The organism is Streptomyces sp. NPDC050842, from assembly GCF_044456565.1.
Lineage (GTDB): Bacteria > Actinomycetota > Actinomycetes > Streptomycetales > Streptomycetaceae > Streptomyces.
Genome location: NZ_JBITGA010000012.1, coordinates 244,631 through 269,042, shown reverse-complemented (window position 1 = coordinate 269,042; position 24,412 = coordinate 244,631). Strand labels below are relative to the sequence as shown.

The window sequence follows — 24,412 nt, the reverse complement described above, 5'->3', positions numbered from 1 at the left end:
GAACGTCGTAAAGGAAGGATCAGTACGCGCGACGGCGGAAGGCCTGCCTCGGAGGCGTCAGGAGGACTTGCGGCCGAGCATGCGGCCGACCTTCTCCGCACGTGCCGTCACACCCCAGCCGGTGACCCGCCACAGCGCCTCGACGACGATGTTCCGGCTCATCTTGGAGTCGCCGATCTCACGCTCCACGAAGGTGATCGGGACCTCGACGACATGGAAGCCGGCGGCGACCGCGCGACGGGCCAGGTCGACCTGGAAGCAGTAGCCCGCGGAGGCCACGTCCTCCAGACCCAGGCCCTCCAGGGTCTCCTTGCGGAAGGCCCGGTAGCCGCCCGTCACGTCGCGGATCGGCACGTCGAGCATCACGCGGGAGTAGAGGCTGCCGCCGCGGGAGATGAACTCGCGGGACTTCGGCCAGTTCACGATCCGGCCGCCGGGCACCCAGCGGGAGCCGAGGACCAGGTCCGCGCCCTTGAGCGCGGTGAGCAGCCGGGGCAGCTCCTCGGGCTGGTGCGAGCCGTCCGCGTCCATCTCGACGAGGACGCCGTACCCCTGCTCGATGCCCCAGCGGAAGCCGGCGAGGTAGGCGGCGCCGAGCCCCTCCTTGCCCTTCCGGTGCAGCACGTGGACGTGATCGTCCTCGGAGGAGATCTCGTCCGCGAACTTGCCCGTGCCGTCGGGGCTGTTGTCGTCGGCGACGAGAACGTGCGCCTCGGGTACGGCCTCCCGCACCCGCGCGACGATCGGCTTGATGTTCTCCGCCTCGTTGTAGGTCGGAATGATCACCAAGGCCTTGCCGAGCGGGCCGTAACGCCTCTGGCCACCGTCGTTCACTACTGCCCCTTCGGATACAAACGCAGGACCCCACCATAGCGAGGTCCTCGGAGTGCTCCGGCGCGGCGGTCGCGCGGTGAAGGGACATATGGGGGCGGTTGCCGTGCGGTGCGGGGCCCGTCGTCCTTCGGTCCGACCTGGGATCCGCTGGCTGCGGGTCGACCGAGAGCCGTTGTCTACTGAACGTCCGGGCCCCACCCGGGTCGCACCTTCCGCCGGAGAAACCTTCCCTCGCGGCCGAGGCGCGGGCGGCGGTCGGCGACTGCGGGGCGGTTTCAAACGGTCGGACGTCCTGTGGTGGACGCGGAGAACCTACCCGCCCCCGACCGTCGACTGTCAACACCCGCTTGACCTGCGCAGACTCCCTGAAAGCCCAGGCCGGAGGCGAAGATCCGCAGGTCGGGGACAAGCGTGCGGAGCGGCGCTCCAGGGTCGGAAATATCCCTACATCACTCGTTCGGCCGTACGAACACCGTCTGTCCGTACACCACCGTGCGCAGGCAGACGGGGAGCTCCGCGCCGGGCGAAAGATCGGGCAGACCCGGCGTGCCGGAGCGGGGGTCGGTGGACCAGCGGGCGACCCGGTCGTCGGGCGCCTGGACGAGAAGTTCGCCCGTGCGCCAGACCGCGTAGTCGGCGGGGGCGCCGGGGACGAGCGTCCCTGCGTCGTCCCGGCCCACGGCCCGCCAGCCGCCCCGGGTGTGGGCGGTGAAGGCCGCCCGGACGGAGATCCGGTGCTCGGGGGTGCGGTGGAAGGCGGCGGCCCGGACGGCGCCCCAGGGGTCGAGCGGGGTGACCGGGCTGTCGGAGCCGAAGGCCAGCGGCACACCGGCGCGGAGCAGCGCTGCGTACGGGTTGAGGGTCCTGGCCCGCTCGACGCCGAGCCGGTCGGCGTACATGCCGTCCTCGCCGCCCCAGAGCGCGTCGAAGGCGGGCTGGACCGAGGCGGTGAGGCCCAGCTCGGCGAAGGCGGCGACGGTCTCGGGGGTGAGCATCTCGGCGTGCTCGACGCGGTGCCGGGCGGCCCGGATCCGGGCGAGGCCGAGCTTCTCGGCGGCGGCGCGGACGCCCTCGACCACGGCGGTGACGGCGGCGTCCCCGATGGCGTGGAAGCCGGCCTGGAGCCCGGCCTCGGTGCAGGCCACGACATGGAGGGCGACGGCCGCCGCGTCCAGGTGGGCGGCGCCCGTGTGCCCGGCGTCGGCGTGGTCCGCGTACGGCTCGTGGAGGCAGGCGGTGTGCGAGCCGAGGGAGCCGTCGGCGAACAGGTCGCCGGCCGCGCCGAGGGCGCCCAGCGCCCGTGCCCGCTCGATGTCGAGGTCCGCCCAGTAGCCGACGACCCGGGGCCCGGCCTCGGCGCGGGCCAGGTCCAGGAGGCCGGTGAAGTCCTCCTCGGAGGAGATCTGCGGGCCGCCGCACTCGTGCAGGGTGCCGATGCCGAGGGAGGCGGCGTGGCTCAGGGCGGCGCGCTGCGCCTCCGTGCGCTGCGCCGGGGAGACGGCGGCGAAGGCGGCGGCACGTACGGCGTGATGTGCGTCACCGGTGAGCGGCCGCTGCCCGTCGTGGAAGCCGTCCAGGTCGCGGACGCCGGGGACGAGGTCGAGGAGGGCGGTCGTGACGACGGCCGAGTGGACGTCGATCCGGGTCAGGTAGAGCGGGCGGCCGCCGGTGAGCCCGTCGAGCTCGGCGCGGGTGAGCGGGCGGCGTTCGGGCCAGCGGGCGGCGTCCCAGCCGTGGCCGATGAGGATGCGGTCCCCGGGGCGGGCGTCGGCGTGGGCCCGGATCAGCTCCGCCGCCTCGGCGAGCGAGGCGGCGGAGGACAGGTCGAGGCCGGTGAGGGCGAAGCCGGTGGCCGTGGTGTGCACGTGCGCGTCGACGAACGCCGGGGTGACGAGCGCGCCCTCCAGGTCGACGACCTCGTCCACGCCGGAGGCGAAGGCGTCGGCCGCGCCCTCCGAGCCCACCCAGGCGACGTGCCCGCGCTCCACCACCATGGCGGTGGCGAAGGGATCGGCGGGGCTGTGGACTTCGCCGCCGCGCAGCAGCACGGTGCGGTGCTCGGCGGCGGAGGCGGCGGACGCCGCGGACATGGGCTCACTCATGCGCCCAGGCTATGACCTGCCGGGACCCGGTTTGTCCGGCAGGTCCCCCATCGCGACCGGAGGCGCGGTCAGATGCGCGGCGGCCGGGCCTCGTACGGGGTGGACAGGACGACGGTCGTCCGGCTGGAGACCCCGGCCTGCGAGCGGATGCGGCTGAGCAGGTGTTCCAGCTCCAGCGGCGTGGCGACCCGGACCTTGAGGATGTAGTTCTCGTCGCCCGCGACGCTGTGGCAGGCCTCGATCTCCGGGATGTCGGCGAGCCGGTCGGGGGTGTCGTCGGGGGCGCTCGGGTCGAAGGGTTTGACCGAGATGAAGGCGGTGAGCGGCAGACCCACGGCCTCCGGGTCGACGACGGCGGCATAGCCGCGGATGACTCCGCGCTGCTCGAGACGGCGGACGCGCTGATGCACTGCCGAGGTGGACAGGCCGGTGGCCTTGCCCAGGTCGGTGTAGCTCATGCGCCCGTCCTTGACGAGCAACTCGACGATCTGACGATCCAGCTCCTCCATGCGGTGACCCTAGTGCGCCGCGAGCGCCCCAGGACAACCGGGGCCGACCCGTATAGGGCGCTATGGGCGGTCACGGGGCACCTGCGACAGGCATGTGACGAACGCCACAGGTTTGCACCCGGCCCGGGATCCCGGCTCACGGTTATGCGGAGTTCCGTATGGGAAGTGCTTGCTGTGGTCGAGGCCGTCACAGACCCGGCCGACGCACCCGAGGGGGAGATTCTCCATGCAGGATCCTGTTGAATCCGTCGACACGTTCGACGAGCTCGACGCGTACGACACCTTTGAGATGTTCCGGGTCGTCTGCCCGGAGTGCGTGCAGCCGATCGCGCTGCTCGCCGACGAGGACGTGCTGCCCGAGCACGCCCTCTGCCCCACGCCGTGGAACCCCTTCGTCCTGACGGTGTGCCCGGGGACGGGCCTCGCGGCCTCCGCGGCCCGCCCGGCGGACGACACCCTGGAGGTCCAGGAGCAGGACACCGCGCTGCTCCTGACGCTCCCCCAGAGCCTCGACTGGCGGACGCAGCCCTTCTCGCACGTCGGCGGTCCGGGCTCACGTCCGCTCCGGGTGCCCCAGATGCGGCGCGCCGCCTAGGGCCTGTCCTGCGGTGCCCGCTCAGGGCACCCGTCTCACCAGTAGCTTCCCCGTACCATCGCCGCGAGCGTGGCGTGGTGCAGGATGAGGGCGTCCGGGTCGCCGGGCACCTCGACCTCTCCGAAGTACGCCTGCCGGTACGCGATCCTGAGCATCACGATCGCGTGCCGCAGGGCCGCGTAGAGGGTGTGGAACTCCATGTCGCGCGGGGTGTGCCCGGTCAGTTCCGCGTACCGCCGCTCGATCGCGTCGCGGCGCAGGAAGTCGGGCAGGCCGGGCTGGCCGAAGGAGACCGTCAGGTCCTGGAAGAAGCGGTGGAGGTAGACCGTCCAGCCGAGGTCGACCTCGCGCGGGACGCAGGACGCCATCTCCCAGTCGAGGACGGCGGCGGGTGTGAACCCGTCGTAGACGATGTTCCCGATCCGGGCGTCACCCCAGCCGAGCACGGCCGGCCCCTCGTCGGCGGGCCAGTGCGCCTCCAGCCAGTCGAAGGCGGACTCGATGAGCGGTGAAGGGGCCAGACCCTCCACCACCCAGGCGTAGTAGGCGCGTTGGGCGTCGACGTGACGGCGCAGGGGCGAGCCGGCGCCGTCCGGCAACAGGAACTCGGCTTCCTTCGCGGGGAACTGGTCGTGCAGCCGGGCCAGGACGGACACGGACTCGTCCTCCAGAAGGGCGCGTTCGGCGTCGGTGGCGGCGTGCAGCCAGTTCCCCTCGTACGTATAGGGCATGACGTCCGGCGGCACCCGGCCCTCGGCGCGGGCCATCACGAAGAAGGGGGCGCCGAGCGGCCCCGGGTCCTCCTCCAGCCAGAGCACGCGCGGTACGGGTACGTCGGTGTGCTCGCCGACCAGGCGCATCACGCGGTGCTGGCGCGCCATGTCGTAGACGGGGAACACGCTGTACGCGGCGGGGTCGGCGGCCAGCCGGAGGGCGCAGCCGCGCACGGGGGCGTCGGGGTGGTCCAGGTCGAAGAGCAGGGTCTCGCTGGACATGCCGTTGGTGCCGGGCACGGCGAGGCCGGTGACACGGGCTCCGGGCAGGTGCCGGTCCAGCCAGGCGGTGAGCCGCCGGCCGAGCTCCTCGGGGTCGCGGGTGGTGGTGCGGGGACGGGGTGCGGTCGCCATGCGAGCCTCCTCAGCCGGCCGTCGACGTGTGGTCGGCGAAGCCGCTGGGGTCGTGGCGGCCGAAGGAGCCGTGTTCGAAGATGCCGTAGCCGGTGTGTCCGTCGAGGGTGAAGCGGGCGGCGTGGTCGGTGACGCCGTAGGCGGCCATGGGGTGCGCGGACGGGTCGGAGAGGTCGTAGACGCGTCGGTCGGTCCAGCCGCGGCCCTGCCAGGTGCCGTGCTGCCAGTCGTTGGCGGGCGGGTATCCGGCGCCGACGGCCAGAGGCGAGGAGGCGAGGATCTCGACGCCGATCTCCAGGGGTTTCCCGGCCGGGTCGGCGAGGTGGACGACGGCCCGCTCGGGGTGGCGGGTGCCCGGGCGGTAGGTGATGTCGGTGCGGGGCCAGCCGAGTTGGGTGTCGCGGTGCCCGTTCCGTACGAGCAGGGCTTCGTTGAGGGTGCGATAGCCGTCGGCGTCCTCCTGGGCGATGACCATGAGGAAGCGGTCCTCGAAGCGCATCGGGATCCAGAGCCAGTGGAAGCCCTCGGGTCGGAACTCGGCGGCGCGGCCGGGCTCTTCGCCGGGTATCGGGCGGACGCCCCAGCTGCGGTCGCGGGTGCCGGTCCACTCCCCCGCGGTGACCGTGAACTCCTCGCCGCCCGCCCTGATCGTGCCCGTGCAGTGCCCGGCCTGGACGAAGCGGCGGCCTTCGAGGGTGAGGCGGCCACCGTGGCGCTGGGTGTGGTGGGGCTCCCAGACGGTGGGGAAGTCGCCGGTCCAGGTGAGGTCGAAGGAGAGCCCTTCGGGGTCGTCCGGATCGGCCTCGCAGCGCAGGGAGAGCCGCTTGAGGGGTTCGTCGACCGTGATGACGAGGGGGCCGACGGACAGGTTCGTACGGTCGTCGCCGAGGGCGTCGGAAGCGCGCACGGCGTGCAGCCGGTCGCCCGTGCGGAGGGTCGCGTAGGCGTCGATGACACCGGTGTTCGGGTAGACGCCGAGGCCGGCGATGAGCAGGGCCCGGCCCTGGTGGTCGAAGACGTGGAAGATGCAGCGGTCATAGGCGTTGCGGTCGCTGCTCACGTGGTGCTTCATCGAGAGCGGGGCCTGGTGCACGGGGTATTCGTCGAGCGCGACGGGCCGGTCGTCGACGTGCCGCTTCACCGACATGGCTGACCTCCTGATCGGCGGGTGGTTCCGCGTCGGCGGGTGCTTCCGCGATGAAAGCTGACGGTACGTCAGATAAATGCCGGGGGGCCAGAGTCGCGCACCGGGTACCGGGCGAACTGCCGCTCGAATCCGTTCAGGGGTGACCCCGGCAGCCGGAGGCGCGTTGGTCCGGGCATGACCACGCTGTACACGACTCCCAGCAGTTACGGTCGGCACCGGCAGGCCGAACCGCATGGCGAAGAATCGGTTCCTCATAAGGCGCCGGTGCTGCCGCAGGCACCCGCTCCGGCGCCCCTCCCCGCCCCCAACCCCCTCCCCACGCCCGTCCCGGTCCCCGTTCCGGTCCAGGTCGCCCCGGACCCGCCCATCTACCAGGACGTCCTCAGCCTCTGGGCCAGCCAGGGCCGCACCCTCCCGGGCCACCGCGACCAGGAGTGGAGCCGGCTCGCCGCCGGCCCCGTCTGGGCGGACCGCACCGTACGCGTCAGCGGGACTCTGGTCCGACGAGGTGACGCGCGATGACCACCCGCTGGATCTGATTGGTCCCCTCGACGATCTGCAGCATCTTCGCCTCGCGGAGATACCGCTCCACCGGGAAGTCCGCGGTGTAGCCGTACCCACCGAGCACCTGCACCGCGTCCGTCGTGACCCGCATGGCGGCGTCCGTGCAGAAGAGCTTCGCCATCGCCGCCGACCGCCCGAACTCCCGCCCCTCGTCCCGGAGCCGTGCCGCCTCCAGGTAGAGCGCCCGGCCCGCCTCCACCAGGGTCGCCATGTCGGCGAGCAGGAAGCGGAGCCCCTGGAAGTCGGCGATCGGCCGCCCGAACTGCCGGCGCTCGCGCGCGTACGCCACGGCCTCGTCCAGCGCCGCTCGGCCGAGCCCGACCGCGCAGGCCGCGATGCCGAGCCGGCCCGAGTCCAGGGCGGCGAGGGCGATCGCGAAGCCCTGCCCCTCGGCGCCGAGGCGCCGTGCGTCGGGGACCCGTACGCCGTCGAAGTGCAGCTGGGCGGTGGGCGAGCCTTTCATGCCCATCTTCCGCTCGGGCGGGGCCGCGCTCAGCCCCTGGGCGTCCCCCGGCACCAGGAAGGCGGTGATGCCGCGCGCCCCCGGACCGCCGGTGCGGGCCATGACCGTGCAGAAGTCCGCGATCCCGCCGTGGGTGATCCAGGCCTTGGTGCCGTCGACGACCCACTCGTCGCCGTCCCGGACCGCCCGGGTCCGCAGCGCCGCCGCGTCCGAGCCGGCGGAGGGTTCGGAGAGGCAGTACGCGCCGAGGAGGCCGCCGCCCAGCATCGCGGGCAGGTGCTCGGCCCGCTGCTCCTCGGTACCGAAGCCGGCGAGGGCGTGACAGGAGAGCGTGTGGACGCTGACGCCGAGGCCCACGGTGAGCCGGGCCGCGGCGAGCTCCTCCAGGACCTGGAGGTAGACCTCGTACGGCTGCCCTCCCCCGCCGTACGCCGGGTCGTAGGGGAGCCCGAGCAGTCCCGACCGGGAGAGCAGCGCGAACAGCTCACGGGGGAACACCCCGGCCGCCTCCTCCTCCGCGGCGCGCGGGGCGATCTCCCGCCGGGCGATGTCGCCGACCAGGGCGAGCAGCTCCCGGGCCTCATCGGTGGGCAGCCGGCGTTCCACGCCGTCCGCGGGGCTTTCGGACATGGCCGGGTGCTCCTCCCTGCGGGGCGGCGCGAGTGGGCGCGCACGCGGTCGCGGGGAGTATGCCCGTTCCGTCCGGGGGGATCACACGGCCGTGGTCACATGAGGCCCGCCCGGGTGACGAACACGGCGAGCACGACGACCAGGGTCCAGCCGAGCACGTGCTCCAGGATCTTGGGTCCGTCGCCGTCCCGGGGACCGCCCGTGCGGGCGCGGGAGAGGAGACGGGTGTGGGTGGTTGCGGTCATGGCCACCACAGTGCGGCACGGGGGCGGCCCCGGGGTAGAGACGTCGGTCACGTCCCCTGGAGCCGCCCGGCCCGGTCAGCCGATGCCGAGGGCCGCGAGGGCCTTGCGCTGCGCGGGCGAAGGACGGTCGGGGAAGTAGAGGTAGCAGACCCCGCCTGTGCCGGAGAGCACTTTCCCGCTCGCGTTGTACCGCTTGGTGCGGAGCCAGATGTTCTCCCACTCGCGCCGCCGGTAGATCCGGCGGACGGCCTCGTTGCTGGGCGAGGCGGGGTCGTTGGCGATGACGTCGCCGTCCGCGGTGAAGCCGATGACGGTCATGAGGTGGCCTGAGGTGCCGTACCCGGCCCCGGTCAGCTCCTCCTTGCGGAAGGACTGGGACGTTATGGCCGGGATGCCCGCCCGGACCAGGGATTCGAGCTCGGTGAGCGAGCGGAGCCGGGTCACCACCGCGTTCATGTCGGGGTACGTGGCCGCGTAGGCGGCGTTGAAGGGCCAGTTGCCGCAGCCCTCGTACTGGTGGTCGTAGGTGAAGCGGGCCGCGTGGCAGACCTGGGGGTCGGCGAAGTCCGGGTTCACCCAGGCCAGCTCCTCGGCCGAGGGGCGGCGCCCCCAGTACTCGACGATCATCTGGGAGGAGGTCGGGCTGCACCAGGCCTCGCCGCCGTTGTCGTACTCGGGGTACTGCCCCACGTGGGTGTTCTGGGAGTAGCGCGGCACGGTCAGCTCGTGGGCGGGGCCGGGCTCCGAGGCCGGGACGGTGAAGCGGTCCGGGACGTCCGAGGCCATCGCGCCGAGCCGCCAGACCGTCGGGGTGAGGCCGCTCCCCGGGGTGCGGTAGAGGGTGAGACGGAGCCGGTACGAGCGCAGCCGGAGGCCGCTCGCCGCGTCGTCGATCGCGAAGGTGTCGGTCCAGACGGAGCTCTTGCCGTCGGTCTGGTCGTCGACCGAGGTGCGCCGGATGTCGGCGTCGCCGGAGGCCCAGCGCCCCAGCACGTACCAGGGGGTGTCGGTGGCGTCGGAGTACGTGCCGGAGAGCTCGACCTGGAGCCAGGTGCCGGGCGGCGTGTGGGCGTTCCAGGAGGCGATGACCTCGGTGGCGGGCACGGTCGGGGTGTGCACGGGCGAGGTCCAGCTCGCGTACTCCCAGGCCGAGGTCCGGCCCGTGTGCGGGTCGGCGTACTCGGTACGGCCCGCGGGGATGGCGAGGACCAGGCCGGGGCGGTGGCCGGCGACCGCCTTCGTCCCGGCCGCGCTGCCGCACCTCCAGTCGGTGTACGAGGACCAGAAGCGGTTGTCGACGACACCGCGCGCCGGTGCGTGTCCCCGGGCGGCGGCGCAGTCGTCCGACGCGTCCGGGACGCAGTCGGGGGAGGCAGGGGCAGCGGTGGCCGGGGCGGTGGTGGCCGCGGCCGTTCCCGCGGCGGCCGCGAGAGCCGCGGCGAGGACGGTTCTGCGCGGGGTGGAGTTGGTCATGGGCGGTGACCCCCAGTCGAGAACGGCGGGCGTACGGACAGGGCTGCGCTGGCCCACTATCCCGGCTCGCGCGGGGCCTCCGCCAGCACTTCGCCCCGCGTCGCCGCACCAATATTGGTCTCGACCACTGGCGATGGCACCTCCCTGACCTGCGACGGTCCCCCACTCCCCTACCCTGGGCCCATGAACGACCTCGACCGTGCGGCACACGCCCTGCTCCGGCTCCCGCCCTCCTGCGGACCGGTCCGGCTGGTCGCGGTCGACGGCCACGCGGGCTCCGGGAAGTCCACCCTCGCTGCCCGCCTCTCCACCGCCCTCGGCGGCGCCCCCGTCCTGCACCTCGACGACCTCGCCACCCACGAGGAGCTCTTCGCGTGGACCGAGCGGCTTCGGCGGCAGGTCCTGGAGCCGCTCTCCCGGGGCGAGACCGCGCTCTACCGGCCGTACGACTGGCACCGCCGGAGCTTCGGCGAGGCCCGCGCGCTGCCGCCGGCCCCGGTCGTCCTCGTCGAGGGTGTCGGCGCGGGCCGGGCGGTGGTGCGGCCGTTCCTGGCGTGGCTGCTGTGGATGGAGCGGGAGCCCGAGGAGTCCTGGGTCCGAGGGCGGCACCGGGACGGCCCGGAGCAGGCCGAGTTCTGGGACGCGTGGACGCTGGCGGAGACTCGCCACTTCGCCGAGGATCCTTCCCGGCCCTTCGCCGACACGCTGGTACGGGAGGGTCGAGAGGGGTACGACTGGCTTCCCGGGCCCTCCGTGACAGCGGGCCCGGACCAGATCATCACGTACCGTGACGGCTCTCTGTCCGTGAATTGAGGGTCCGAAAGTCCGCTTCCGCAAGTGCCTGAACACCGCTTGACCCAAGGGGCGTACAGGTCTTACGTTCTCAATGTGCGGCTTTTCGGAGCCGCCGCAGACACGAAGCCCCCGGTTGTTCCCCCGTGATCGGGGGCTTCGTTCTGCCCCATCACCCCCTCGGGGGCCCTTGCGCGACCTCTGATGCTCACCCAGGGTCACTGCTTCCGGATCATGCGCTTCTCCTTAATCGCGCAGCCCCTGCGCAGGTACGATGCCCGCAGGTGCGGTCAAATCCCGTCCATGCGAAGACGGTTGTGGGGGACCCGATGGACATCGGCACGCAGGGCTCGCTGGCCCCCGCCGAGCTCGCCTGGCTGCGCGGAGTCGACGCCTACACGATGGGCGCCTATCCGCAGGCGGAGGACGAGTTCCGGACGGCGGTACGGATCGACCCCGGGATGGCGGACGCCTGGCTCGGGCTGCACGCGCTCCGGGTCGACACGACGACCGCGTTACTGCGCATGTACCGCCATCGAGAACGCTTCGGCGAGCAGCGCACCCGGCACCGCCGCACGCTGAACTCCTGGTACTGGCTGGGCTGGTGGGTCCAGCCCGTCCTGGAGAGCCCGCGCGACCTCCTGCTCGCGCACGCCTCCCACTGGCTCGACGGACGCCACGTACCGGAGCTGGACCGGGCCCTCGCCGGGCTCCCCCCGGTCGACACCGACCCGCAGGTCCGCTTCCTGCACGCCTGCCGCGCCTATCTCGTCAAGGACTGGGACCAGCTCGTCCGCCATACGGAGACCCTCGTCGACGACCCGCTGCTCGGCATCGAGGCGGGGCTCTTCGGCGGCATGGCCCGGGTCCGCCTGGAGATGTACGGCCAGGCCGAGCCGCTGCTCTCGGCCTCACTGATGCGCTGCCGCAGCGAGCAGCCGCAGCGCAAGGAGCTCCGCTACTGGCTGGCCCGCGCCCACGAGGGCACCGGGCGCAGCGCCGCGGCCCTGCCCCTCTACCGGGCCGTGCACCGGATCGACCCGGCGTTCATGGACACGGCCGCCCGGCTCGCGGCCATCGCCGAGTACGACGGCTTCGAGGGGTACGACGGCGTGGACGACCCGTCCGGGCTCGCCACGGTCGCGCTCGGCACCGTCGGCGGCGGCCTCGGCCAGGAGACGGTGGACACCGCCCCGGCCGCCGACCCCGACGCCGGGACGCTGGGCGACGGGCTGCGGCTCGCGCCCGAACCCGTACCGCCGCTCGCTCCCGTCACCCCGCCCGAGACCGTACGGCAGAAGACGCCGGTGCCCTCGCAGCCGGGGCCGCCGCGCTTCCCCGCCGGGCCCACCGATCCCGTCCTGCTCGCGGAGGCGCTCGCCGAGCTGGAGGGCATGGTCGGGCTCGACCCGGTGAAGCGCCAGGTCAAGGCGCTCTCCGCGCAGCTGGAGATGGCGCGGCTGCGCGCCGGCCAGGGGCTCCCGGTCCAGCCGCCCAAGCGCCACTTCGTCTTCTCCGGCCCCTCCGGCACCGGGAAGACCACGGTCGCCCGGATCCTGGGCCGGGTCTTCTACGCCCTCGGGCTGCTCGGCGGCGACCACCTCGTGGAGGCCCAGCGGGCCGACCTCGTCGGCGAGTTCCTCGGCCAGACGGCGGTCAAGGCCAATGAGCTCATCGACTCGGCGCTCGGCGGGGTGCTCTTCGTCGACGAGGCGTACGCGCTCTCCAACACGGGCTACAGCAAGGGCGACGCGTACGGCGACGAGGCCCTCCAGGTCCTCCTGAAGCGGGCCGAGGACAACCGCGATCACCTGGTGGTCATCCTCGCGGGCTACCCCGAGGGCATGGACCGGCTGCTCAACACCAACCCCGGCCTGTCCTCGCGCTTCACCACACGGGTCGACTTCCCCTCGTACCGGCCGCTCGAACTGACCGCGATCGGCGAGGTCCTGGCGGCGGCGAACGGCGACGGCTGGGACGACGAGGCCCGGGAGGAGCTCCGCTCGATCAGCGGGCACGTGGTCGAGCAGGGCTGGATCGACGAGCTGGGCAACGGCCGCTTCCTGCGCACCCTGTACGAGAAATCCTGCGCCTACCGGGACCTGCGGCTCTCCGGCTACTCCGGCGCGCTGACCCGGGACGACCTCGCCACGCTCCGGCTCGCCGACCTGATGCAGGCGTACGGCGAGGTCCTGTCGGGCCGCGGTCCGATCGACCGCGGCCCCCAGCAGGATCCCCCCGCGTACTAGGCGGGGGCGCGCGCCGGCGCGGGGGCCGGTTTCATGCGGTGGGCGGGGTCCCGGACCTCGCCCACGAGCATCTCCAGGACGTCTTCCAGCGCGACCAGGCCGAGGACCCGGCCCGAGCCGTCCGCGACCTGCGCCAGATGGGTGGCGGCGCGGCGCATCACGGTGAGGGCGTCGTCGAGCGGCAGCTCGGCGCGGAGCGTCGCCATCGGCCGCCACAGCTGGTGCGGCACGGCCCGCTCCCGCTCCTCCAGGTCGAGGACGTCCTTCACGTGCACGAAGCCCATGAAGGTGCCGCGCGCCTCGGCGCGGACCGGGAAGCGCGAGTAGCCGGTCCGTACGGTCAGCTCCTCGATCTCGCGTGGGGTGACGGACGGCGGGACCGTCACCAGGGAGCCGGGGCCGATGAGGACGTCCGTCACCGGGCGGCTGCCCAGTTCGAGGGCGTCCTCCAGACGTTCCTGCTCGGCCGGGTCGAGCAGCCCGGCCTGGCCGGCGTCCTCGACGAGCCGGCCGAGCTGCGTCCGGGTGAAGACCGCCTCCACCTCGTCCTTCGGCTCGACCTTGAACGCCCGCAGGACGAGCCGGGCGCAGGCGCCCAGCGCGGCCGTCACCGGCCGGCAGAGCCGGGCGAAGCCGACCAGTGCCGGGGCGAGCCAGAGCGCGGTCCGCTCGGGCGCGGCCATCGCCAGGTTCTTCGGGACCATCTCGCCGATGACGAGGTGGAGGAAGACGACCGCGGCGAGGGCGATGACGTAGCCGAGCGGGTGGATCAGGCCCTCCGGGACCCCGACCGTGTGGAAGACCGGTTCGAGGAGACGGGCCACGGTCGGTTCGGCGACGGCGCCGAGGGTCAGCGAGCAGACGGTGATGCCGAACTGCGCGGCCGCCATCATCTGCGGCAGGTTCTCCAGACCGTGGAGGACCTTCTGGGCGCGGACGCCGCCGAGCGGTTCGATCTGGCTGCGGCGGACGGAGACGAGCGCGAACTCGGCCCCGACGAAGAAGCCGTTGGCCAGGACCAGGACGACGGCGAACAGCAGCTGGAGCGTGCTCATCGGACGCCCTCCGCGACGAGCGGGGCGGCGGCGTCCGCCGCGACCGGGTCGGCGTACGGCTCCGAGCCCAGGCGGCCGGGGTCCAGGCCCGCTTCCAGGCCCGCTTCGAGGCCCGGTCCCGATGCGCGGCCCGAGCCCGGGTCCGGGACCGGTCCGGTCCGCACGAGCCGGACGCGCCCGGCCCGGTAGCGGTCGACCTGGCGCACCGAGAGCCGCCAGCCGGGGAGCTCGGCGTGGTCGCCGGGCGCGGGGATGCGCCCGAGGAGGTCGGCGACGAGCCCGGCCACGGTCTCGTACGGCCCGTCGGGCACGTCGAGGCCTATCCGGCGCAGGGTGTGGACCCGGCAGGAGCCGTCGGCCTCCCAGGCGGGCCGGCCGTCCTCGGCGGGGGCGGCGGCCAGCTCGGGGCGTCCGTCGGCGAGGGTGTCGTGCTCGTCGCGCACCTCGCCGACGAGCTCCTCGACGATGTCCTCCAGGGTGACGACGCCGGCCGTACCGCCGTACTCGTCCACGACCACCGCGATCGGCTGCTCCCTGCGCAGCCGCTCCAGGAGGGCCTGGGCGGGCAGCGTCTCGGGGACGAGGAGCGGCGGGACCGCGATCCGGCCGACGAGGGTGCGCAGCCGGGCGTGCGGGGCGACGGCGAGCGCGTCCTTGAGGTGGACCATGCCGACGATCTCGTCGATGCGGTCGCGGTAGACGGGGAAGCGCGAGAGGCCGGTGGCCCGGGTGAGGTTGAGGACGTCGGCCGCGGTGGCGTCCCACTGGAGGGCGCTCACCTTCACCCGCGGGGTCATGACCTGCCCGGCGGTGAGGCCGCCGAGGGAGAGAGTCCGGACGAAGAGGTCGGCCGTGTCCTGTTCGAGCGCGCCGGCCAGGGCGGAGTGCCGGGCGAGCGAGACGAGCTCGCCGGGGGTGCGGACGGAGTCCAGCTCCTCGGTGGGCTCGACGCCCAGGAGCCGGACCAGCCGGTTGGCGACCCGGTTGAGCAGGGCGATCACCGGCCGGAAGAGCGCGGAGAAGCGGCGCTGCGGGGTGGCGACGAAACGGGCCACCTGGAGCGGCCGGGAGACCGCCCAGTTCTTGGGCACGAGCTCGCCGACCACCATCTGGACGGCGGAGGCGAGCAGCATCCCGATCACCACCGCGACCCCGGAGACGGCCCCTTCGGGCAGTCCCGTCGCGGTGAGCGGCCCGTTCAGCAGCCCGGCGAGCGCGGGCTGCGCGAGCATGCCGACGACGAGCGAGGTGATCGTGATGCCGAGCTGGGTGCCGGAGAGCTGGAAGGACAGCTCGCGCAGCGCGGTGACGACGGTACGGGCACGCCGGTCGCCGGCGGCCGCGGCCCGCTCGGCCTCGGCGCGCTCGACGGTCACGAGACCGAACTCGGCGGCCACGAAGAAGCCGTTGGCGAGGATCAGGAGAAAGGCCGCGGCGAGCAGCAGGAGGGAGACGATCATGCCGCCGCCTCCTGGGAGGGGGCGGCGCAGGTACTACCGGACGATCCGTCCATTGCTGGAGGGAGTCACTCCTCGGGTCGAAGGGTGGCCCCGCGGGCCGCGGCTGCGGCCCTGCACACGCGAGGCGGTGGTGCCGCTCGGCACCACCGCCTCCAGAGTAGTCACGCGAACGCCCCGCGGGGCAGGGGGTCGGCCCCGGATGGGGGACGGATCCGGGTTCTCCCGCCCGGGATCCGTTCGGCGTCCGTTCGGCCGTACGATCGACCGTCCGTTCGCCGGGGGTCGGGTCTCAGACCCGCTCCGCGACCGTCCCGTGGTTCTCGGCCAGGGCCCGCAGGGCGCGGGCGTCCCGGATCGCCGCCTCCTTGGCGATGCCGGGCTGGATGCCGAGCACGGGCATGCTGGTGCCGTCGCTCAGGTCCAGGAAGACCCACGGGTCGCCGGGGCGGAGGTTGACCTTGAGGATCTCCGCCCAGGCGAGCCGCCGGGTCCGGGTGATGTTGACGACCGTGACGCCCTCGTCGTCGGCGACGACCTTCGGGCGGCTCAGCATGATGAGGACCCCGAAGAGCAGCGCGGCCGTGAAGACGAAGCTGACGCGCTCCCCCGGTCCCAGCCGCTCCAGCATCAGGGCGACGGCCGTGATGACCACGAACATCACGGTTCCCACGGTCAGCAGGACGGCCCGGGTGCGTCCCGGCCGGAAGGTGACCGGGAGGGCGGGCAGCGGTGACTCGGACATCGGGGTCTCCTCCGTGCCTCGGGGGACGTACGGGCCGGGCCGCCGTCAGAGGCGGCAGGCGTGGATGGCGGTGGTGAGGATGGCGCGCGCGCCGATCTCGTACAGGTCGTCCATGATCCGCTGCGCCTCCTTGGCGGGGACCATCGCGCGGACGGCGACCCAGCCCTCGTTGTGCAGCGGGGAGACGGTCGGCGACTCGAGGCCCGGGGTGAGGGCGACGGCCTGCTCCAGGTGCTCGGCGCGGCAGTCGTAGTCCATCATCACGTACGAGCGCGCGACCAGGACGCCCTGGAGGCGGCGCAGGAACTGCTGCACCTGCGGGTGGTCGTCCGTGGCGCCGTGGCGGCGGACGACGACGGCCTCGGAGGTGAGGATCGGCTCGCCGATGACCTCGAGTCCGGCGTTGCGCAGGCTGGTGCCGGTCTCCACGACGTCCGCGATGACCTGGGCGACGCCCAGCTGGATCGCGGTCTCGACCGCGCCGTCCAGGTGGACGACGGAGGCGTCGATCCCCTGGTCGGCGAGGTGCTTGGCGACGATGCCCTCGTAGGAGGTCGCGATGGTCATGCCACCGAAGTCCTCCGGGCCGTTCGCGGTGCCGGGCCGGGTGGCGTAGCGGAAGGTGGAGCGGCCGAAGTTCAGCGCGAGGATCTCCTCGGCGCTGGCTCCGGAGTCCAGGAGCAGGTCACGGCCGGTGATGCCGATGTCCAGCTTCCCGGAGGCGACGTAGATCGCGATGTCCTTCGGCCGCAGGTAGAAGAACTCGACCTCGTTGTCGGGGTCGATGACGACGAGCTCCTTGGACTCCTTGCGCTGCCGGTAGCCGGCCTCATGGAGCATTGCCGACGCAGGTCCGGAGAGGGAACCCTTGTTGGGAACGGCGATGCGCAGCATGGGGTGAGCTTCCTTTGCCTGGGAGTGGTGGGGAGACCGAACCGACCGAACTAGTTAGTCGTGCTCAGGGATCGTGCTCAGGGATCGTGCTCAGAGGTGGGCGTAGACGTCGTCCAGCGAGATCCCGCGGGCGACCATCATCACCTGGACGTGGTACAGCAGCTGCGAGATCTCCTCGGCGGCCGCTTCCTTGCCCTCGTACTCGGCGGCCATCCAGACCTCGGCGGCCTCCTCGACGACCTTCTTGCCGATGGCATGGACGCCCTTGTCCACCAGTTCCGCGGTGCGGGAGGTGGCCGGGTCGCCGGTCTCGGCCTTGAGCTTGAGCTCGGCGAAGAGCTCTTCGAAGCTTTTACGGGTTCCGTTCGCCATGATGGTCCTAAGGGTACGGGGTAAGGGTCGCGTACTTAGCGCCAGGGTTCGCTGACCGTGCGCAGCGTGGTGGCGGTGGCGACGGCGGCGGTGACCGCTTCGTGGCCCTTGTCCTCGGAGGAGCCTTCGAGGCCGGCCCGGTCGAGGGCCTGCTCTTCGTTGTCGACGGTGAGGACGCCGAATCCGACGGGTACGCCGGTGTCGATCGAGACCTGGGTGAGGCCGTGGGTCACGCCCTGGCACACGTACTCGAAGTGCGGGGTTCCGCCGCGGATGACGACTCCGAGCGCGACGATGGCATCGTAGCCGCGCCCGGCGAGGACCTTCGCCACGACCGGGAGCTCGAAGCTGCCGGGGACGCGCAGCAGCGTCGGCTCGTCGATGCCGAGCTCGCTGAGGGCGCGCAGGGCACCGTCGACGAGGCCGTCCATGATCTTCTCGTGCCACTGCGCCGCGATGACCGCGACCCGCAGGTCGCCGCAGTTCTTCACGCTGAGGACGGGTGCGCCCTTGCCGCTCATGTCTCTCCTTGAACCTTGAACCGTGAACCGTGAACGTACGAAAGGTGGGGATTACTGGTTGCCGCAGGTGGAGGCCGGGGAGCCGTCCAGCCAGGGCAGGTCGTGGCCCATCCGGTCCCGCTTGGTGCGCAGGTAGCGGAGGTTGTGCTCGCCGGCCTGGACCGGCATCGGCTCGCGGCCCTCGACCCTGAGGCCGTACCGGGTGAGGGCCTCGATCTTGTCGGGGTTGTTGGTCATCAGGCGCAGGCCGCGGACGCCGAGGTCGACGAGGATCTGGGCGCCGGCGGCGTAGTCGCGGGCGTCGGCGGGCAGCCCGAGCTCCAGGTTGGCGTCGAGGGTGTCGCGGCCCTGCTCCTGGAGCTCGTACGCGCGGAGCTTGGAGAGCAGGCCGATCCCGCGGCCCTCGTGGCCCCGCAGATAGACGACGACGCCGCGGCCGGCCTCCTGGATGCGGTCCATGGAGGCCTGGAGCTGGGGGCCGCAGTCGCAGCGCAGCGAGTGGAAGATGTCGCCGGTCAGGCACTCGGAGTGGACCCGCACGAGCAGGTCCTCGCCGTCGCCGATCTCGCCGTGGACGAGGGCGACGTGCTCGACGCCGTCGACGGTGGAGCGGTAGCCGTACGCGGTGAAGTCCCCGTGCGCGGTGGGCAGCTGGACCTCGGCCTCGCGGCGGACGGTCGGCTCGGCGGAGCGCCGGTAGGCGATCAGGTCCTCGATGGAGATGATCGTGAGGCCGTGCTTGCGGGCGAAGGGGACCAGCTCGGGCAGGCGCAGCATGACGCCGTCCTCGCCGGCGATCTCGACGATCGCGCCGGCCGGGCGGAGGCCCGCGAGGCGGGCGAGGTCGACGGCGGCCTCGGTGTGGCCGTTGCGGGCGAGGACGCCGCCGGCCTTGGCGCGGAGGGGGAAGACGTGTCCGGGGCGGACGAAGTCGGACGGCTCGTGGCTGCCGCTCGCCAGCATCCGCAGGGTGGTGGCGCGGTCGGCGGCGGAGATGCCGGTGGTGACGCCGTGCGCGGGGGACGCGTCGACGGAGACGGTGAAGGCCGTCCGCATCGACTCGGTGTTGTGCTCGACCATCTGCGGGAGCTGGAGGCGCTCCAGCTCCTCGTCCTCCATGGGCGCGCAGATCAGGCCGCGGCACTCGCTCATCATGAAGGCGACGATCTCGGGGGTCGCCTTCTCGGCGGCGATGACGAGGTCGCCCTCGTTCTCGCGGTCCTCGTCGTCGACGACGACGACGGGGCGCCCGGCGGCGATGTCACGGATGGCCTGCTCGACGGGGTCGAGGGCGAGGTCGGTGGCGTCGAAGAGGGGAAGGGCGGCGCTCATGCGTGGGCTCCTTCCAGAGCGGCGGAGGTCGTGCGCGTCCGGAGCCACCAGTCGCGCATGCCCCAGATGACGAGGGCGAAGTAGATGACGTAGACCAGGCCGGAGAAGGCGAGGCCGCTGTTGAAGGCGAGGGGGACGCCGACGAGGTCGACGAGGAGCCAGGCGAACCAGAACTCGACGAGGCCGCGGGCCTGGGCGATCATCGCGACGAGCGTGCCGACGAAGATGTACGCGTCGGCCCACGGGCTCCAGGAGAGCGACGGGTAGAGGGTGAAGAGCCCGCCGACGGCGAGGGTGCCGGCGACCGCGCCCGCGAGGAGCAGACCGCGCTCCTTCCAGGTGGCGAAGCGGACGGCGATGGAGCCGTCCTGGGCCTGCTGCCTGCCGCGGTTCCACTGCCACCAGCCCCAGGCGGCGACGCCGATGACCAGGAGCTGCTTGCCGACGCCGCCGGAGAGGTGGGCGGAGGCGTAGGCGCCGACGAGGATCAGGCCGGAGAGCAGCTGGGCGGGCCAGGTGAGGATGGAGCGGCGCCAGCCGAGCGCGAGGGCTATGAGTCCGATCGTGTTGCCGATCATGTCGGACCACATGATGTGCTGGTCGAGGACGGTGAACGCCTCGGAGTTGAGCCAGTTCACTTGCCGTTCTCCAGGGTGTTCGGGCCGAGCAGTCGCTCGACGTACTTGGCGATGACGTCCACTTCCAGGTTGACCGGGTCGCCGCTCTTCTTGATGCCGAGCGTGGTCAGGGCGAGGGTGGTGGGGATGAGGCTGATGGTGAACCAGTCGTCGGCGACCTCGACGACGGTGAGGCTGACGCCGTCGACCGTGATCGAGCCCTTCTCGACGACGTAGCGCGAGAGGTGGGCGGGCAGGCCGACCTTGACCAGTTCCCAGTGCTCGGACGGGGTCCGGCCGAGGATCGTGCCGGTGCCGTCGACGTGTCCCTGGACGATGTGGCCGCCGAGGCGGTCGCCCACGGCCATGGGCCGCTCCAGGTTGACCCGGGAGCCGGCTTCGAGGGCGCCGAGGCTGGACCGCTTGAGGGTCTCGGCCATGACGTCGGCGGTGAACTCGCCGTCGCCGAACTCGACGACCGTGAGACAGACACCGTTGACGGCGATGGAGTCGCCGTGCTGGGCGCCTTCCGTGACCAGGGGGCCGCGCAGTCGGAAGCGGGAGGCGTCCTCCAGCTGCTCGACGGCGACGACCTCGCCCAGTTCTTCGACGATTCCGGTGAACACGGTCAGCGCTCCTTGGGGGTGGCGGTGATACGGAGGTCGGGGCCGATGCGCACGGTCTCGGTGACGTCGAGCCGCAACGCTTCGGTGATGGTGCCGATTCCCGCGTCGGCGAGGGCGTGCGGGCCCGCGCCGAGGAGGACCGGGGCGAGGTAGCCGACGACCTGGTCGACGGCGCCCGCGGCGACGAAGGCGCCCGCGAGGGTGGGGCCGCCTTCGAGGAGGACGGAGCGGACGCCGCGCTCGTGCAGGGCGTCCAGGAGGGCGGGTACGGACAGGCCGCGCCCGGCCCTGGGAAGGCGTACGACGTCGGGCAGGCCGGTCGCAGCGTTCTCTGCGTTCTCGGCGATCGCGATCAGGGTGGGGGCCGCGTCGTCGAGGACCCGGGCGCCCGGCTTCACGGCGGTCGCCTCGGTGTCGACGACGACCCGCAGCGGCTGTACGACGTCTTCGATCCCGCGTACGGCCAGATGGGGGTCGTCGGCGCGGGCGGTGCCGGAGCCGACGACGACGGCGTCGGACTCGGCGCGCAGCCGGTGGACGTCGGCACGGGACTCGGCGGAGGTGATCCAGCGGGAGGTTCCGTCGGCGGCGGCGATCCGGCCGTCGAGGGTGGCGGCGTACTTCCACCGGACGAAGGGCCGGTGGCGGCGTACGGAGGTGAGCCAGGCGATGTTGCCCGTCTCGGCCTCGTCCTCCAGGAGGCCGCCCGTGACCTCGACGCCCGCGGCGCGCAGGGTGTCGGCGCCGCCTGTGGCCTGCGGGTTCGGGTCGCCGACCGCGTACACGACCCGGCTGACCCCGGCCTCGATCAGGGCCTGGGCGCAGGGGCCGGTGCGTCCGGTGTGGTTGCAGGGTTCGAGCGTGACGTACGCGGTGCCGCCGCGGGCCAGGACGCCGGCCTCGCGCAGGGCGTGCACCTCGGCGTGCGGGCCGCCGGCGCGCTGGTGCCAGCCCTCGCCGACCTGGTGTCCGGAGGCGTCGGTGACGACGCAGCCGACGACGGGATTGGGGCTGGTGGCGCCGAGTCCGCGTGCGGCGAGCTCGACGGCGCGTCGCATGGCGGTGATGTCGGCCTGCTGGGCCACCGGGTCCTCCTGCCTCTTCGGGCACGGACTCCGGGGCCTGTCGATGACGACAGAGAGCGGGAAAGACGCCTCGCGCAGGGTGCGCCGAGGCCGAGTCCTCCGGGTACGCCGAATCGGTTGCGACACGGCGACCAGCGGACGTACGGCTGACACACCCCTGGAAAGGGGTCGCCCGCCGCGCACTGCCTCCCATCCGGACTTTCACCGTCGGTCCAGGAGTTTCACCTGGTCAACCGGCCGCTGGCTGCGGACGGGTCGCGGACTATACCGCCGGTTCGGAATTACACCGACCCCGGAGTGCGCTGCTGCTGATACAGGGCCAGTGTGCCACGGCCCGTGACCGGCCATACCGGCGAGGGCGTGTGGCCTGGCTCACACGGACCCATTCCTGCCTTCTATGGTCCAGACCTATTGACGCACTGGTCTAGTCCTCTTAATCTCCGTGTCACCTCCGAGGTAACGGTCCGACGGTGTGCGCACTCCCCGGGCCCAACACGACCCACCCCCTTGTTCGTTGTGTTTTTCCACTCCCCCTACGCCCGAAGGCGTGGGGGGACCCCCACCCCAGGAGGACCGATCGTGTTGTCCCCCACCACGAAGAGAGCGTCGCTGCTCGCTTCCGGCGCGGCCGTCGCCGGTCTGCTGCTCAGCTCGCTTGCCGGCGGCGTCTCGTACGCGGCCGACAACGAGTCGTGTCGGCCCGACGGGCTGTACAAGACCCCGGGCGTCGACGTCCCGTACTGCTCGGTCTACGACGCCGAGGGCCGCGAGAAGATGGGCGCGGACCACCAGCGCCGGGTCATCGGCTACTTCACCGGCTGGCGCACCGGCAAGAACGGCGAGCCCGCGTACCTCGCCAAGGACATCCCGTGGGAGAAGATCACCCACATCAACTACGCCTTCGGCCACATCGGGAGCGACAACAAGCTCTCCGTGGGTACGGACGGCCCGAACAACGCGGCCACCGGGATGACCTGGCCCGGTGTCGCGGGCGCCGAGATGGACCCGGCGTACGCGTACAAGGGGCACTTCAACCTGCTCAACAAGTTCAAGAAGCAGCACCCGAACGTCAAGACGCTGATCTCCGTCGGCGGCTGGGCGGAGACCGGCGGCTACTTCGCGGACAACGGCGACCGGGTGAACTCCGGCGGCTTCTACTCCATGGCCACCAACGCCGACGGTTCGGTCAACCAGGCCGGGATCGACACCTTCGCGGCCTCGTCCGTCGACTTCATCCGCAAGTACGGGTTCAACGGCGTCGACATCGACTACGAGTACCCGACCACGATGAAGGACGCCGGCAACCCGCTCGACTGGCAGCTCGCGAACGCGCGCCGCGCCGGGCTGGTGCAGGGCTACGCGGCCCTCATGAAGTCCCTGCGCGAGAAGCTGGACGCGGCCGGCGCCGCCGACGGCAAGCACTACCTGCTGACCGTCGCCGCCCCCTCCTCCGGCTACCTGCTGCGGGGCATGGAGACCTTCCAGATGCAGCAGTATCTGGACTACGTCAACATCATGTCCTACGACCTGCACGGCGCCTGGAACGAGTACGTCGGCCCCAACGCCTCGCTCTTCGACGACGGCAAGGACGGCGAGCTCGCCGCCGCCAACGTCTACGGCTCGGCGCAGTACGGCAACATCGGCTACCTCAACACCGACTGGGCGTACCACTACTTCCGCGGCTCGATGCCGGCCGGCCGCATCAACATCGGCCTGCCCTACTACACCCGCGGCCACAAGAACGTCCAGGGCGGCACCGACGGCCTGTGGGGCAAGGCCTCCGCGACCACCTGCCCGGCCGGCGCCGGTCTGACCAAGTGCGGTGACGGTGCCGTCGGCATCGACAACCTGTGGCACGACAAGGACACCGCGGGCAAGGAGTCGCCCGCCGGCTCCAACCCGATGTGGCACGCCAAGAACCTCGAGAAGGGGATCGTCGGCGACTACGTCACCCAGTACGGCTTCCCGGCGAACACCACCCTGACCGGCACCTACGCCCGCAAGTACGACTCGACCCTGGTCGCGCCGTGGCTGTGGAACGCCGAGAAGAAGGTCTTCCTCTCCACCGAGGACGAGCAGTCCGTGGCCGCCAAGGCCGACTACGTGGTCGACCGCGGCATCGGCGGCACCATGGTCTGGGAGATGGCCGGCGACTACGCCTGGAACGCCGCCAAGGGCCAGTACGAGATGGGCTCCACGCTCACCTCGCTGATGTACGACAAGTTCAAGGCGGCCACCCCGTACGGCGCGAAGAAGTCCAACAAGGCGCTGCCGACCCAGGCCGTGAAGATCGACACCCGGTTCACCGAGTTCAAGCTGGGCGACTCGAACTACCCGATCACCCCGAAGATCAAGATCACCAACAACACGGCGACGGCGCTGCCGGGCGGCACCGAGTTCCAGTTCGACTACGGCACCTCGGCGCCGAGCAACGCCTCGGACCAGTCGGGCTTCGGCACGAAGGTCATCAGCAGCGACCACACGGGCGGCAACGTGGGCGGCCTGAAGGGCGACTTCCACCGCGTCTCCCTGAAGCTCCCGGCCTGGCAGTCGCTGGCCCCCGGCGCCTCGGTCGACCTGTCGTTCAACTACTACCTGCCGCTGTCCACCCCCTCCAACTGGACGGTGAACATCAACGGCACGACGTACGCCCTCGCCGGTGACCTGGCGCGCGGCACGACGGTCGTGGAGCCCGGCTCCACCACGCCGCCGACCACCCCGCCGACCACGCCTCCCACCACCCCGCCGACGACCCCGCCGACCACTCCCCCGACCACGCCTCCGACGACGCAGCCCACGGGCTGCGGCACGGTCCCGGCGTACGTGGCCGGCACGGTCTACAACGCGGGCAACGAGGTCTCCCACAACGGCCGCAAGTACAAGGCCCAGTGGTGGACCCAGAACGAGACGCCGGGCACGACCGGCGACTGGGGCGTCTGGAAGGACCTCGGCGCCTGCTGAAGCGCCGGCCGACGCAC

The 24,412-nt window shown here is 72.2% G+C and carries 23 protein-coding genes and 1 riboswitch; of the genes, 5 read left to right on the top strand and 18 right to left on the bottom strand.

Going from position 1 to position 24,412, the window contains the following annotated elements; all coding sequences use genetic code 11:
* Positions 1-57 precede the first annotated feature (57 nt).
* The 3 genes from ACIBG6_RS34045 to ACIBG6_RS34035 all read right to left on the bottom strand — a co-directional run bounded on the left by ACIBG6_RS34045 (position 58) and on the right by ACIBG6_RS34035 (position 3,445).
* Positions 58-834, bottom strand: coding sequence for a polyprenol monophosphomannose synthase (locus ACIBG6_RS34045; protein ID WP_399226562.1), 777 nt, complete (start codon positions 832-834; stop codon positions 58-60).
* 449 nt (positions 835-1,283) lie between these two features.
* Positions 1,284-2,936 (bottom strand): amidohydrolase, encoded by a 1,653-nt coding sequence (locus ACIBG6_RS34040; RefSeq protein ID WP_399226561.1) that lies wholly within the window; start codon positions 2,934-2,936, stop codon positions 1,284-1,286.
* A 68-nt stretch (positions 2,937-3,004) separates the two neighbouring features.
* Positions 3,005-3,445: an Lrp/AsnC family transcriptional regulator gene (locus tag ACIBG6_RS34035; protein ID WP_017242178.1), complete on the bottom strand. Its 441-nt coding sequence runs from the start codon at positions 3,443-3,445 to the stop codon at positions 3,005-3,007.
* Positions 3,446-3,671: 226 nt separating this feature from the next.
* Here ACIBG6_RS34035 and ACIBG6_RS34030 point away from each other — a divergent pair, with 226 nt between their 5' ends.
* Positions 3,672-4,040, top strand: a complete 369-nt coding sequence (locus tag ACIBG6_RS34030; protein WP_317593735.1) for a hypothetical protein — start codon at positions 3,672-3,674, stop codon at positions 4,038-4,040.
* A 35-nt stretch (positions 4,041-4,075) separates the two neighbouring features.
* Here ACIBG6_RS34030 and ACIBG6_RS34025 read toward each other — a convergent pair whose 3' ends face one another.
* On the bottom strand, positions 4,076-5,167 hold the full coding sequence (locus ACIBG6_RS34025) for a phosphotransferase family protein (protein WP_399226560.1): 1,092 nt from the start codon (positions 5,165-5,167) through the stop codon (positions 4,076-4,078).
* Between the two features lie 10 nt (positions 5,168-5,177).
* Positions 5,178-6,314 (bottom strand): hypothetical protein, encoded by a 1,137-nt coding sequence (locus ACIBG6_RS34020; protein ID WP_399226559.1) that lies wholly within the window; start codon positions 6,312-6,314, stop codon positions 5,178-5,180.
* A 174-nt stretch (positions 6,315-6,488) separates the two neighbouring features.
* Here ACIBG6_RS34020 and ACIBG6_RS34015 point away from each other — a divergent pair, with 174 nt between their 5' ends.
* Positions 6,489-6,836, top strand: coding sequence for a hypothetical protein (locus ACIBG6_RS34015; protein WP_399226558.1), 348 nt, complete (start codon positions 6,489-6,491; stop codon positions 6,834-6,836).
* On the opposite strand, the gene ACIBG6_RS34010 is transcribed toward ACIBG6_RS34015, so the two are convergent.
* From ACIBG6_RS34010 to ACIBG6_RS34000, 3 genes are all read right to left on the bottom strand, one after another.
* On the bottom strand, positions 6,799-7,971 hold the full coding sequence (locus tag ACIBG6_RS34010) for an acyl-CoA dehydrogenase family protein (RefSeq protein ID WP_399226556.1): 1,173 nt from the start codon (positions 7,969-7,971) through the stop codon (positions 6,799-6,801). The genes ACIBG6_RS34015 and ACIBG6_RS34010 overlap by 38 nt on opposite strands.
* 95 nt (positions 7,972-8,066) lie before the next feature.
* Entirely contained in the window at positions 8,067-8,216 is a 150-nt protein-coding gene (locus ACIBG6_RS34005; RefSeq protein ID WP_399226555.1) for an SCO1431 family membrane protein, read from the bottom strand.
* A gap of 75 nt (positions 8,217-8,291) precedes the next feature.
* Positions 8,292-9,689, bottom strand: a complete 1,398-nt coding sequence (locus ACIBG6_RS34000) for a peptidase C39 family protein (protein ID WP_399226554.1) — start codon at positions 9,687-9,689, stop codon at positions 8,292-8,294.
* Positions 9,690-9,872: 183 nt separating this feature from the next.
* Here ACIBG6_RS34000 and ACIBG6_RS33995 point away from each other — a divergent pair, with 183 nt between their 5' ends.
* Positions 9,873-10,502 (top strand): uridine kinase, encoded by a 630-nt coding sequence (locus tag ACIBG6_RS33995; RefSeq protein WP_399226553.1) that lies wholly within the window; start codon positions 9,873-9,875, stop codon positions 10,500-10,502.
* Positions 10,503-10,810: 308 nt separating this feature from the next.
* Complete coding sequence (locus tag ACIBG6_RS33990; protein ID WP_399226552.1) at positions 10,811-12,730, top strand: AAA family ATPase; 1,920 nt, start codon at positions 10,811-10,813, stop codon at positions 12,728-12,730.
* Here ACIBG6_RS33990 and ACIBG6_RS33985 read toward each other — a convergent pair.
* From ACIBG6_RS33985 to ribD, 10 genes are all read right to left on the bottom strand, one after another.
* Positions 12,727-13,785, bottom strand: coding sequence for a hemolysin family protein (locus ACIBG6_RS33985; RefSeq protein WP_399226551.1), 1,059 nt, complete (start codon positions 13,783-13,785; stop codon positions 12,727-12,729). The two genes, ACIBG6_RS33990 and ACIBG6_RS33985, sit on opposite strands and share 4 nt — an antisense overlap.
* Positions 13,782-15,245 (bottom strand): hemolysin family protein, encoded by a 1,464-nt coding sequence (locus ACIBG6_RS33980; protein WP_399226550.1) that lies wholly within the window; start codon positions 15,243-15,245, stop codon positions 13,782-13,784. The genes ACIBG6_RS33985 and ACIBG6_RS33980 overlap by 4 nt, the downstream gene beginning before the upstream one ends.
* Before the next feature lie 289 nt (positions 15,246-15,534).
* On the bottom strand, positions 15,535-15,987 hold the full coding sequence (locus ACIBG6_RS33975; protein ID WP_399226549.1) for a PH domain-containing protein: 453 nt from the start codon (positions 15,985-15,987) through the stop codon (positions 15,535-15,537).
* Between the two features lie 45 nt (positions 15,988-16,032).
* Positions 16,033-16,881 (bottom strand): ATP phosphoribosyltransferase, encoded by an 849-nt coding sequence (gene hisG / locus ACIBG6_RS33970; RefSeq protein ID WP_189804354.1) that lies wholly within the window; start codon positions 16,879-16,881, stop codon positions 16,033-16,035.
* A gap of 90 nt (positions 16,882-16,971) precedes the next feature.
* Complete coding sequence (locus ACIBG6_RS33965; RefSeq protein WP_055644610.1) at positions 16,972-17,253, bottom strand: phosphoribosyl-ATP diphosphatase; 282 nt, start codon at positions 17,251-17,253, stop codon at positions 16,972-16,974.
* Between the two features lie 35 nt (positions 17,254-17,288).
* Positions 17,289-17,774, bottom strand: coding sequence for a 6,7-dimethyl-8-ribityllumazine synthase (gene ribH, locus ACIBG6_RS33960; protein ID WP_024760819.1), 486 nt, complete (start codon positions 17,772-17,774; stop codon positions 17,289-17,291).
* A 51-nt stretch (positions 17,775-17,825) separates the two neighbouring features.
* Entirely contained in the window at positions 17,826-19,106 is a 1,281-nt protein-coding gene (locus ACIBG6_RS33955; protein ID WP_399226548.1) for a bifunctional 3,4-dihydroxy-2-butanone-4-phosphate synthase/GTP cyclohydrolase II, read from the bottom strand.
* Entirely contained in the window at positions 19,103-19,696 is a 594-nt protein-coding gene (locus ACIBG6_RS33950) for a nicotinamide mononucleotide transporter family protein (RefSeq protein ID WP_329625764.1), read from the bottom strand. Before ACIBG6_RS33950 ends, ACIBG6_RS33955 begins: the two co-directional genes overlap by 4 nt.
* Positions 19,697-19,740: 44 nt before the next feature.
* The gene (locus tag ACIBG6_RS33945) at positions 19,741-20,349 is read right to left on the bottom strand and encodes a riboflavin synthase (RefSeq protein WP_399226547.1); all 609 of its coding nucleotides are present in this window, start codon (positions 20,347-20,349) and stop codon (positions 19,741-19,743) included.
* A 2-nt stretch (positions 20,350-20,351) separates the two neighbouring features.
* Positions 20,352-21,434: a bifunctional diaminohydroxyphosphoribosylaminopyrimidine deaminase/5-amino-6-(5-phosphoribosylamino)uracil reductase RibD gene (gene ribD, locus ACIBG6_RS33940; protein ID WP_399226546.1), complete on the bottom strand. Its 1,083-nt coding sequence runs from the start codon at positions 21,432-21,434 to the stop codon at positions 20,352-20,354.
* A gap of 175 nt (positions 21,435-21,609) precedes the next feature.
* Positions 21,610-21,739: riboswitch (FMN riboswitch) on the bottom strand.
* A 274-nt stretch (positions 21,740-22,013) separates the two neighbouring features.
* Here ribD and ACIBG6_RS33935 point away from each other — a divergent pair.
* Positions 22,014-24,395, top strand: coding sequence for a chitinase C-terminal domain-containing protein (locus ACIBG6_RS33935; protein WP_399226545.1), 2,382 nt, complete (start codon positions 22,014-22,016; stop codon positions 24,393-24,395).
* The last annotated feature ends 17 nt before the right edge of the window (positions 24,396-24,412 follow it).